Below are 10,941 nucleotides of genomic sequence, written 5' to 3' on the forward strand. Positions count from 1 at the left end.
AGCGCCAGCGCGGCCTCGCGCAGGCTGGTGCCTTCCTTGTGCGCCTTCTTGGCGATCTGCGCCGATTTGTCGTAACCGATGTGCGGGTTGAGCGCTGTCACCAGCATCAGCGAGCGCTGCACCAGCTCGTCGATGCGCGCGCGGTTGGGCTCGATGCCCACGGCGCAGTGGTCGTTGAAGCTGCGCATGCCGTCGGCCAGCAGGCGCACGCTGTGCAGGAAGTTGTAGGCGATCATCGGGCGGAACACGTTCAGCTCGAAGTTGCCCGATGCGCCGCCAACGTTGACGGCGACGTCGTTGCCGAACACCTGGGCGCACAGCATCGTCAGCGCTTCGCTCTGCGTGGGGTTGACCTTGCCCGGCATGATGGACGAGCCGGGCTCGTTCTCGGGAATCGAGATCTCGCCCAGCCCGCTGCGCGGGCCGCTGGCCAGCCAGCGCACGTCATTGGCGATCTTGTTGAGGCTGGCGGCCAGCGTCTTGAGCGCGCCATGCGCGTGCACCAGCCCGTCGGCCGAGGCCATGGTCTCGAACTTGTTGGGCGAGGTGACGAAGGGCAGGCCGGTCAGCTGGGCCAGCTCGGCGGCCACCTGCTCGGCATAGCCGGCCGGCGCGTTCAGGCCCGTGCCGACGGCCGTGCCGCCCAGCGCCAGCTCGCACAGGTGCGGCAGCGCGGCGTTCAGGTGGGTCTCGCTGTGCTGGAGCTGCGCGGCATAGCCGGAGAACTCCTGGCCCAGCGTGAGCGGTGTGGCGTCCTGCAGGTGCGTGCGGCCGATCTTGATGATGTCGTCGAAGGCGATGGCCTTGTGCGCCAGCGTCTCGCGCAGCGTGCGCAGCGAGGGCAGCAGGTGCCGCGTGACGGCGGTGACAGCCGCCACGTGCATCGCGGTCGGGAAGACGTCGTTGGACGACTGGCTGCGGTTGACGTCGTCGTTCGGGTGCACCAGGCGGGCCTCGCCGCGCTCGCCGCCCAGCAGTTCGCTGGCGCGGTTGGCGAGCACCTCGTTCATGTTCATGTTGGACTGCGTGCCGGAGCCGGTCTGCCAGACCACCAGCGGGAATTCGCCCGGATGCTTGCCGGCGATCACCTCATCCGCTGCGGCGATGATCGCGTTGGCTTTCTCGGCGGGCAACAGCCCCAGGCGCTGATTGACGGCGGCGCTAGCGCGCTTGATGCGGGCCAGCGCGTCGATCAGCTCGCGCGGCATGCGGTCGCCGGCAATGTCGAAGTTCTGCAGCGAGCGCTGCGTCTGCGCGCCCCATAGATGATCCGCCGGGACTTCGATCGGGCCAAAGGTGTCGCGTTCGATACGGGTGTTCATGATGGCGGGCAGGGGAGGGGAAAACGCCTTTCAGTATAGGCGCGCAGCCAAGCCCCTGTTGGGCGTAGGGCGACGATGCGCAAACTGCTGCGCTTGGTTGCGCGGGTTTGCGGCTGCCGGGCGGGCGCGCCACAATGGCGGCTGCGTTTGCCGTGCCGCCGTCCGAAGTTTCGCTGCCTCCCTCGCCCCCATGTCCTCCTCCGTAGACAAGTCCTTACAACCGCTGCTCTGGCTGGTCGCCGTCGGCCTGTTCATGCAGACGCTGGATTCCACCATCGTCAACACCGCCTTGCCGGCCATGGCACGCAGCCTGTCGGAAAGCCCGCTAAAGATGCAATCGGTGATCATCGCCTACACGCTGACCACCGCCATGCTGATGCCCGCCTCGGGCTGGCTGGCGGATCGCTTCGGCACGCGGCGCATGTTCTTCGCGGCCATCTTCCTGTTCACCGTCGGGTCGCTGCTGTGCGCGGAGTCGCGCAGCCTGACCATGCTGATTGCTTCGCGCGTGGTGCAGGGCGTGGGCGGGGCGCTGCTGATGCCGGTCGGGCGCCTGACGGTGCTGCGCGTGGTGCCGCGCGAGCAGTTCCTGCCGGCCATGAGCTTTGTCACCATCCCGGGCCTGATTGGTCCGCTGATCGGCCCGACGCTGGGCGGCTGGCTGGTCGAGGCGGTGTCGTGGCACTGGATCTTCCTGATCAACATCCCGGTGGGGGTGATCGGCGCGCTGGTCACGCTCAAGATCATGCCGGACGTCTATGCGGAGAACGGCGACGGCTTCGATTGGACCGGCTACGCCATGCTCGCCTTCGGCATGGCGGCGGTATCGTTTTCGCTCGATGGCCTGTCGGAGCTCGGTTTCAAGCATGCCACGGTGCTGGTGCTGCTGATCTTCGGGCTGGCCGCGCTCACGGCGTACTGGCTGCATGCGGGGCGCGTGGCTGGGCCGCTGTTTCCGCGCTCGCTATTTGCCGTGCCGAGTTTTTCCATCGGCATCCTGGGCAATCTGTTCGCCCGCATCGGCAGCGGCGGCATGCCGTTCCTGATCCCGTTGCTGCTGCAGGTGAGCCTCGGATACACACCGCTACAGGCCGGCCTGATGATGGTGCCGGTGGCGGCGGCCGGCATGGCGGCCAAGCCGGTGGGCACGTGGGCCATCAAGCGCTATGGCTACCGGCGCATGCTGTTCGGCAACACGCTGATGGTGGGCCTGATGATGGCCAGCTTCGCGCTGGTGACGCCGGAGTGGCCGCTGTGGCTGCGCATCGTCCAGCTGGCTGTGTTCGGCACCTTCAACTCGATGCAGTTCACCGCCATGAACACGCTCACGCTCAAGGATTTGAGCGGGCCGCACGCCAGCTCGGGCAACAGCATGCTCTCCATGGTGATGATGCTGTCGATGAGTCTGGGCGTGGCCGCAGCCGGCGCGCTGCTGACCGGCTTCACCGACTTTGCTGGCGCGGGCGAGGCGCATGACACGCTCGGCGCCTTCCACAAGACCTTCATCTGCGTCGGGCTGATCACCGCGGCGGCGGCCTGGATCTTCGCGCAGCTGTCGACCAGCGAATCGACGCAGGCCGCCAAGCACGCTGGCCTGGAAGCGGAGTAGCTACTTCCAGTAACCGCGCATCTTCTTGGTCAGGTCCACCTTGGCGGCGGCGCGCGCCTCGGCCGCCGGGTCCGCACCGGGCTCCGGGGGCGGCCACGCACAGGCCTCGAACAGCGGCAGCAGCGCGGGTGGGATGAAGCGCGTGCGCGAGGCGTAGATGTGCCGATCGCCGTTGGGCGTCTGCTGCGTGACGTAGAAGCGCTGCGGCACCAGGATGTCCAGATGCTCACGCGCGCGCGTCATCGCCACGTACAGCAGGCGGCGCTCCTCCTCCAGCTCTTCATGCGAGCCGGCGCCCAGGTCGGCCGGCATGCAGCCGTCCACGGCGTTCAGCACGTACACCGCCTTCCATTCCTGTCCCTTCGACGAGTGGATGGTCGAGAGGATCAGGTAGTCCTCATCGCGGTATGGGTCGCCGGATTCATCGCTGGTCAGCTCGGGCGGGTCGAGAGTCATCTCGGTCAGGAAGCGCTCGCGCGTGGCGTAGGTGGCGGCCATGCGGGCGAGCTGGTCCAGATCGCCCCGGCGCACGGCGGCATCGTCGTGCAGGCGTTCCATGTGGGGCGTGTACCAGGTGCCGACGGCTTCGAGTTCGCTGGCCCATGCCAGGCTGTCTTTCGGACGGCGCAGGGTTTCCATCAGCGCTATCAGCGTGGCCCAGTCACCGGCCAGGCGGGCGGAGGGCGCGTACGCCAATAGCGCGGCGATCGGGTCGACCGCCTCGGCCATGGCGTCAAGGACGCGCGCGGCAGTGGCGGGGCCGGCGCCCGGCAACAACTGGATGACGCGGAACCCGGCGATGCGGTTGCGCGGGTTCTCGGCCCAGCGCAGCACCGACAGCACGTCCTTTACGTGCGACGCTTCCAGAAACTTCAGGCCGCCGTACTTCACGAAGGGGATGTTGCGGCGGGTGAGTTCGATCTCCAGCGTCGCGCTGTGGCTGGCGGTGCGAAACAGGACTGCCTGCGATTTCAGCGTGAGGCCACCTTCGCGCTGATGGAGCACCTGCTCGGCCACGCAGCGCGCCTGCTCGGCCTCGTCGCGCACCGAGATCAGGCGCGGGCGATGCGTCGAGGCGCGGTCCGTCCACAGCGTCTTGGCAAAGCGCTCGGTGGCGAAGCGCATCACGCCGTTGGACGCATCCAGGATCGGCTGTGTGGACCGGTAGTTGCGCTCCAGCAGCACCGTGCGCGCCGGCCGCGAGAAGTGGCGCGGGAAGTCGAGGATGTTGCGCACCGTCGCCGCGCGGAAGGCATAGATCGATTGCGCGTCGTCGCCCACCACGGTCACACCGCGGCCGTCCGGGCGCAGCGCGCGCAGGATGGACGACTGCAGCCGGTTCGTATCCTGGTATTCGTCGACGAGGATGTGGTCGAAGCGTGCGCCGATCTCCGCCGCCAGGTCTTCGTCAGACACCATCGCGTGCCAGTACAGCAGCAGGTCGTCGTAGTCGAGCACATGCTGGGCCTGCTTGGCTTCGACATACGCATCGAATAGCGTGCGCAGTTGCGTCTGCCACATCGCGCACCACGGGAAGTGCTGCTTGAGCACGGCATCGAGCGGGCTCTCAGCGTTGATGGCGCGCGAGTAGATGGCGATGCACGTCTGCTTGAGCGGGAAGCGGCGCTCCTTGGTCGACAGGTTCAGCTCGTGGCGCACGACGTTGAGCAGGTCGGCGGAGTCACTGCGGTCGTGGATGGTGAAGTCGGGCGCGAGGCCGACGCGCTCGGCGTATTCGCGCAAGAGGCGCGCGCCGATGCCGTGGAAGGTGCCGGCCCAAGGCAGCGTGGTCTGGTACGCAGTGCCTGCGGCATTCAGCGCGCTGTTCGTGCGCTCGCCCTGCATGGCACGCGCCAGCAGGTGGCCGGCGCGGTTGGACAATTCGCTCGCCGCCCGGCGCGAGAAGGTCAGCAGCAGGATGCGCTGCGGATCGGCGCCGTTGGCCACCAGGTGTGCCACGCGCCAGCCCAACGTGTGCGTCTTGCCCGACCCGGCGCCGGCCAGCACGAGCAGTGGGCCGGTCTCGGCCGCATCCGCCCCGGAAATGCCGAACTCGACCGCCTGGCGTTGCTGGTCGTTCAGTTGCGCCAGATAGCCCGGGGTGGTCGGGGCACTGGCAGTGTCAGGGGTGGGGGAGGCGGCAGGCACGGCAGGGCGTCACAGAAAATAACTGTATGAATATACAGCACTGTGTTGCCTGCCAGCAGAAAGCGTGGGGTCAGATGCCGTCCCTGAGCTTCTTCGCCAGGTCTCGCGGCGAGGTGCGTTGATTGACGGCGTTCACCAGGTCCGCCACGAACCAAGGCAGCACGAGTTCTGTGTTCGGATCGCTCAAGCCGATGCTCAGCGTTTTCTTCGATGCCGATTCTGCCGCCTGGCTGGGTTGCGCGGGCCGGCTTTGGGCGAGCATCGATTGGAGTTCCTGATCGCTGTAGGTGGTGGACGACGTGGTCAACGCGGAAGCGGTCAAGGCCGTGGACATCAGCGCCGATGCCACGAAGAGATGTTTGAAGGTTGCGGCGGGCATCGGAGGCTCCATCGGGCAGCAAGGGTTGGGATTGACGGCGCCCCGCAACGGAGCGGGTGCCTGACAGCGATGATCTCCCATCGGATCGTCGCCGCGGCTTAGGGTTCCTTTGCGGTCAGGAAAGCATAAAGATCGCGTGCGACGGATTGGCGGCGCAGCCCATCAACCGTGCTGCGGTTGCAGCGCGATGACCGCCATGCCTGCCAGTGCAATGGCGGCGCCGCCGATGTCCCAGCGCGTGAGCGTGGCCCCGTCGACAAAGCGCAGCCACACCAGCGCCACGGCAATGTACATGCCGCCGTAGGCCGCATAGGTGCGCCCGGCGGCCGTCGGGTGCAGTGTCAGCAGCCATGCGAACAGCGCCAGCGAGGCCGCCGCCGGCAGCAGCAGCCAGACCGGCTTGCCCTGCCGCAGCACGAGCCACGGCAGGTAGCAGCCGACGATTTCCGCCACGGCCGTGACGGCAAACAGGAGGGCAATGCGAAGCAGGTGCATCGAAGCAAGGGTTATGTGTCGCGTTCAATCGACAGGCTGACGTTGGTGGTCGCTTCGCGCATGGGCGGCGGCCCGCCGGCAAGGATGATCAACGGGATGCCGCCGGCGGAACCACTGGCGTGACCGCAAACCCCCGCGCCGCCAGCAATGCTGGCAGCCCCTTCGGCCCGATCATGTGCAACGCCCCGACCGCGCCAAACACGCGCTTGCCGCGCGTGTGCGCCCGCGCGATGTTGTCCGCCATCGCGCGGTTGCGGTCCGTCACCAGGTGCCGGAAGGCGCGCCGGTCGGCCGCTGTCTTCAGGCAGTCGCACCACTGCGGGTAGTGCTCCAGTGTGCCGATATCGCCGTCGGCCCAGGCGTTGGCCAGGGTCAGCATCTGCGTGCGTGACTCGCCCGACTCCATGGCGTCGAGCGCGCTGTCGATCTGCTGGGCCTGATCCTTCTTGGGCAGGATCTCATCCAAGACGCGCAACTGCTGCTCCACCGTCTCCAGCGGCAGGATCGGCACCTGGGCACGCTTGGCGTAGCCCGTCAGGAACAGGTCGATGCCGAAGTCGGGATACAGGCCGTCGGCCCGCACTTCGAGCGCCGACAGGGTCGCGAGCTGCATGGCGGGGGCGAGCTTGCGCAGCTTGGCAGCGAGCGGGTCGGTCACGCAGGCCGCGGTCATCAGCCGGTTCATGCGCTGGCTGCGGGCACCCGTCATCAGGCGCGCGTCTGCGGCGTCCTTGCGCGTGTCGAAGGCACGTTTGGTGGCGGACTCGTCGGTCAGGTCGAGTTCCAGCGCGACCGCATCGCTTTGCTTCAAGGCTTCGCGGATGGCGGGGCCGGGCAGCATCCATTCGGCGCGCGCAACGTGGATCGTGCCGTACAGCCACGAGACGTGGCCGCCTTTCTCCAGGCGCCAGAGCAGGCCGTGGTCGGTCGCCCGCTGTGCGGCGGCTTGCCAGCCGTCCTTGGGCTCCCAGGCGGAAGCGCGCGGCGGGCAGTTGCCGGTCGCCGGCGGCGGGGCATCAGCGGAATCAGCGGACGCACCTTCCGCCGCCAGGCAGGTGGTGCCGGCCAGCAGGCATGTCGCAAGGAGTAGCGCGCGCCAGAGCGAGCGTTTCAGTGCCATCACGCGAATTCCCCCGGGGAGTGTCGTTGGTGTCGTGCGCGCAGTTTACCGGGTGCCCACCATGGCGTCCCATGCCGCCATCGCGCAATCGACGGTGGCCAGCAGCGCCTCGCGCGGCGCACCGTCGCGGGCCTGGATGGAGAGGCCGTTGAGCACCGTCGCGTAGTAGCCGCCGAGCGCATCGGCATTCGCCCCGGCCGGCACGTCGCCCTCGTCGATGCCGCGGCGGATGCGCGCGCGGATGGCGTCGATGGTCTCCAGCCGGATCGCGCGCATGTCTTCCTGCACCTGCTGGTTGGGCGCCGAGCACAAGAGCGCGCCCAGCACCACCATGCAGCCGCGCGGCGCATCGGGCTGGCTGAAGGCGATGGCGTTGCTGCGCAGGATGGCGTCGACCGATTCGCGTGCCGTGGCCGGCTCGGTCAGTGCGATGGCCGTGGTGCTGCCGGCGGTCTGCCGGTACAAGGCGACGGCCTCGCGAAAGAGCGCCTCCTTTGAGCCGAACGCCGCATAGAAGCTGGGCGAGGTGATGCCGCCCATCGCTTCCTTGAGTTCGTCGAGCGTGGCGCCTTCGTAGCCACGCGCCCAGAACACGGTCATGGCCCGCCGCAGCGCGTCGTCACGGTCGAAGGTGCGGGGGCGTCCGCGTGTCGCCATCGTGAAATCCTGATTTCTGTACTGGGCAATATATTAATCCTTGACGTCGGGCGTGTCGTTTCGTTAATTTATGTATCGATCGATACATAAATGGAGCAGCGACTTGGATACGACGACACAAGCGCAGTTGGCCATCGCCCCGGACGTGCAGGCCGGGCGCTGGCTGGTGCTGGCGGCGGTGTGCCTGGCGGGGCTGGTCCTGCCGCTGTCTTTTACCGGCGCGGCGGTGGCGCTGCCGGCCATCGGGCGGGCGCTGGGCGGCAGCGCCACAGCGCTGAACTGGGTGGTCAACGGCTTCATGCTGGCCTTCGGCAGCTGCCTGATGGTGGCGGGCGCCATGGCCGATGCCTTTGGGCGCAAGCGCGTGTTTGCCAGCGGCATCGTGCTGTTCGTGCTGGCGTCGATCGGGGTGGCGGTGGCGCCCAGCGTGGTGGCGATCGGCTGGCTGCGCGCACTGCAGGGCGTGGCGGCGGCGCTGTCGATGGCGGGTGGCTCGGCGGCGCTGGCGCAGGAGTTTGACGGGCACGCGCGTATCCGCGCCTTCAGCCTGCTGGGCACCACCTTTGGCGTGGGCTTGGCGTTCGGGCCCCTGATTGCCGGCAGCCTGATCCAGGCGCAGGGCTGGCGGGCCATCTTCATGCTGTGCGCGGTGGTTGGCGCGCTGGCCTTCGTGTTCGGCGTGCCGCGCATGCGCGAGACGCGCGACCCGCAGGCGCGCGGCGTTGATTGGGCCGGCGGGGCCAGCTTCACGGTCACGCTGGTGCTGCTCACTTGGGCGCTGATGGAGGTGCCCGAGCGCGGCTGGACCGACGGCGTGGTGTTCGCGCTGTTCGTGGCGGCGGCGGTGGGGCTGGCGGCGTTCATCACGATCGAGCAGCGCGTGGCGCGGCCGATGCTGGATTTGTCGCTATTCCGCTTCCGCCGTTTCGTCGGCGTGCAGGTCCTGCCGCTGGCCACGGCCTGCTACGTGGTGATGCTGGTCGTGTTGCCCGCGCGCCTGATCGGCATCGAAGGGCAGGGCGAGACCGAGGCCGGCATCACGATGATCGCCTTGTCGCTGCCGCTGCTGGTGGTGCCGCTGCTGGCCGTGCAATTGGCACATCGGTGGTCGGCCGCCACGCTCACGTGCGCCGGGTTGCTGGTGGCGGCCACCGGCTTCTGGTGGCTGGGCGAGATCGCCCCCGGGCAGCCGGCCACGGCATGGATCGCACCGATGCTCGTGACCGGCTTCGGCACCGGCTTTGCATGGGGCCTGATGGATGGCCTGTCGGTGAGCGTGGTGCCCAAGGAGCGCGCCGGCATGGCGACCGGCATCTTCAGCACCACGCGTGTGGCCGGCGAGGCGATTGCGCTGGCCGCGGTGGGCGCGGCCCTCACGGCGCTGATCGTCGGGCAGGCCGGCCCGTCCCATGCCGTGAATGCGGCGACGTGGATGGAGGCTGCGCACCGTACCGCCATGGGCAATGTGCCGGCGGCGCTGGCATTGCTGCCGGCAGGCTCCGGCCCGGCGCTGACGCAGGCATATGGCGTGGCGTTTGCGCAGTTGGCGCATGCGCTGGCGGCGTTCTCGGTGGTGTCGGCCGCCGTGGTCTACGGATTGCTCGGGCGGATGCGGCTGGGCGTCGCGGAGTGAGACTGGCGAGTGGCAGGATTCTTTCCATGGCTGTCCGGTTTCCAGATGGCTGCCTGCGCATCAGGCGGCTATCTTGGTGGCACGCCTGAATCTGGCATCGACCCCATGAGGACACCATGCTCGAACTCCGCCCCACCTGTGAACACTGCAACCGCGCACTACCACCCGAATCCACCGACGCGCGCATCTGCTCGTTCGAGTGCACATTCTGCGCGGCGTGCGTCGAGACCGTGCTCGGCAACGTCTGCCCGAACTGCGGCGGCGGCTTTGCGCCCCGGCCGATCCGGCCATCGAAGAACTGGAAGAACAACAACTACCTCGGCAACGATCCGGCCAGCACGACGGTGAAGCATCGCCCCGTGGATGTCGACGCCCATGCGCGGTTTGCCGCGCCCATCAGGGCGGTTCCGCCGGAGCAGCGCTAGCCGCGCGTTGCGCTCAACCCTGCTCGCGCCAGCGCGCGGGCGGGAGGGCTTCTTCCTGCCGCCAGGCCGCGCGAAAGGCTTGCGGGCTGGCAAAGCCGCAGGTTTCGGCCACGCGCTCGATGGGCCAATCGCTGCCTCTCAGCAGCCGGCGGGCGAGGTCCACGCGCAACTGCTGCTGGTACTGCTTGAGCGTGGTGCCGCATTCCTGCTGGAACAGCCGCGCGAGGTGGCGATAGCTCAGCGCGAAGCGGCTGGCGAGGTCGGCATACGCAAGCGTGCTGGCCGGTTGTTCGGTCAGGAAATCCTGCACGGCGTGGATGACCGGGTGGCCGTGGTTGCGGTAGCGCAGCTGCGCCGCGAGCGCCGGGTCGTGCCCCAGCCGGCGAAACGGCACCACGTTCTCGCGCGCTATGCGGATGGCCGTCGCCGCCCCGAAGTGCCGCACGATCAGGTGCAAGGCCAGATCGATGCCCGCCGACACGCCTGCCGACGTGATCAGCGTGCCGTCTTCCACCAGCAGCCGATTGGACAGCACGTGCGCCTGCGGGTGACGCCGCTGCAGCCGCTCCAGATGATCGTGATGCGTGGTGCAGTGGCGCCCATCGAGCAGGCCGGCGTCACCCAGCAGGAAGGCGCCCGTGCAGACGCTGGCAAGCGTGATGTCCGCCAGGCGGGGTGTGGCGACGGTTCGCAGCCAGTCGGCGACCTGCGCTTGTTCCGGCGTGGCCGGCGCATCGAGCGCCAGCTTGCTGCCGACGACGATGACGACATCGCCGTGCGCCAGTCGGTCGGGCAGGGGCTGGACCGCGCCGAGCATCGCACCCTGCGAACTGGCCAGCTCCCGGCACGGGCCGACGCAGTGCAATGGAACGGGGGCGATGCCGAGTTCGGCCAGAGAGCCAAGTACCTGCATCGGGCCGCCCAGGTCCAGCATGTGGACCTGCGGCAGCAGGACGAAGAAGACGCGCTTCATGAAGCGCTAGGCGCCCAGCTTGGGCGGCACGGCATGCGCGCCGCGCGTCTCGCGAAACCACAGCGCCAGGCTCTCGTCCTCCAGCGCATAGGCGCCGCGCGATTCCTTCCAGATCAGGTTCTTGTCGCGCAGCGCGTCGAGCGCGGCCTGCACCGTGGCGGTGGAAAATTCGCTGTGGCC

Annotated in this window: 10 protein-coding genes; 3 read left to right on the top strand and 7 right to left on the bottom strand. The window is 68.3% G+C overall.

Translation table 11 applies throughout. From position 1 onward, the window contains the following. Positions 1 to 1,322: class II fumarate hydratase (gene fumC, locus QZ609_RS19665; protein WP_295498379.1), on the bottom strand; the 1,322-nt coding region annotated here is incomplete at its 3' end. 1 nt (position 1,323) lies between these two features. On the opposite strand from fumC, the gene mdtD reads away from it, so the two are divergent. Then, positions 1,324 to 2,931, top strand: coding sequence for a multidrug transporter subunit MdtD (gene mdtD / locus QZ609_RS19670; protein ID WP_295498396.1), 1,608 nt, complete (start codon positions 1,324 to 1,326; stop codon positions 2,929 to 2,931). On the opposite strand, the gene QZ609_RS19675 is transcribed toward mdtD, so the two are convergent. The 5 genes from QZ609_RS19675 to QZ609_RS19695 all read right to left on the bottom strand — a co-directional run bounded on the left by QZ609_RS19675 (position 2,932) and on the right by QZ609_RS19695 (position 7,730). Further along, a complete protein-coding gene (locus QZ609_RS19675) occupies positions 2,932 to 5,079 on the bottom strand; it encodes an ATP-dependent helicase (protein ID WP_295498381.1) in 2,148 nt (715 codons plus the stop codon). A 70-nt stretch (positions 5,080 to 5,149) separates the two neighbouring features. Then, positions 5,150 to 5,458: a hypothetical protein gene (locus QZ609_RS19680; protein WP_295498383.1), complete on the bottom strand. Its 309-nt coding sequence runs from the start codon at positions 5,456 to 5,458 to the stop codon at positions 5,150 to 5,152. 162 nt (positions 5,459 to 5,620) lie between these two features. Then, positions 5,621 to 5,953 carry a YnfA family protein gene (locus QZ609_RS19685; protein ID WP_295498385.1) on the bottom strand — a complete coding sequence of 111 codons (333 nt, stop codon included), beginning with the start codon at positions 5,951 to 5,953 and terminating at the stop codon, positions 5,621 to 5,623. Between the two features lie 88 nt (positions 5,954 to 6,041). Further along, entirely contained in the window at positions 6,042 to 7,073 is a 1,032-nt protein-coding gene (locus QZ609_RS19690) for a TraB/GumN family protein (protein ID WP_295498387.1), read from the bottom strand. Positions 7,074 to 7,118: 45 nt separating this feature from the next. After that, entirely contained in the window at positions 7,119 to 7,730 is a 612-nt protein-coding gene (locus QZ609_RS19695) for a TetR/AcrR family transcriptional regulator (protein ID WP_295498389.1), read from the bottom strand. Positions 7,731 to 7,875: 145 nt separating this feature from the next. Here QZ609_RS19695 and QZ609_RS19700 point away from each other — a divergent pair, with 145 nt between their 5' ends. Both QZ609_RS19700 and QZ609_RS19705 read left to right on the top strand, forming a co-directional pair. Continuing rightward, entirely contained in the window at positions 7,876 to 9,363 is a 1,488-nt protein-coding gene (locus tag QZ609_RS19700) for an MFS transporter (protein WP_295498399.1), read from the top strand. Between the two features lie 116 nt (positions 9,364 to 9,479). After that, positions 9,480 to 9,788: a DUF1272 domain-containing protein gene (locus QZ609_RS19705; protein ID WP_295498391.1), complete on the top strand. Its 309-nt coding sequence runs from the start codon at positions 9,480 to 9,482 to the stop codon at positions 9,786 to 9,788. A 13-nt stretch (positions 9,789 to 9,801) separates the two neighbouring features. Here the strand turns inward: QZ609_RS19705 and QZ609_RS19710 are convergent, their stop codons facing one another. Beyond that, complete coding sequence (locus tag QZ609_RS19710; protein ID WP_295498393.1) at positions 9,802 to 10,761, bottom strand: helix-turn-helix domain-containing protein; 960 nt, start codon at positions 10,759 to 10,761, stop codon at positions 9,802 to 9,804. Positions 10,762 to 10,941 lie beyond the last annotated feature (180 nt).

Origin of the sequence: uncultured Ralstonia sp. (assembly GCA_913056305.1) — a bacterium.
Taxonomy (GTDB): Bacteria; Pseudomonadota; Gammaproteobacteria; order Burkholderiales; family Burkholderiaceae; genus Ralstonia.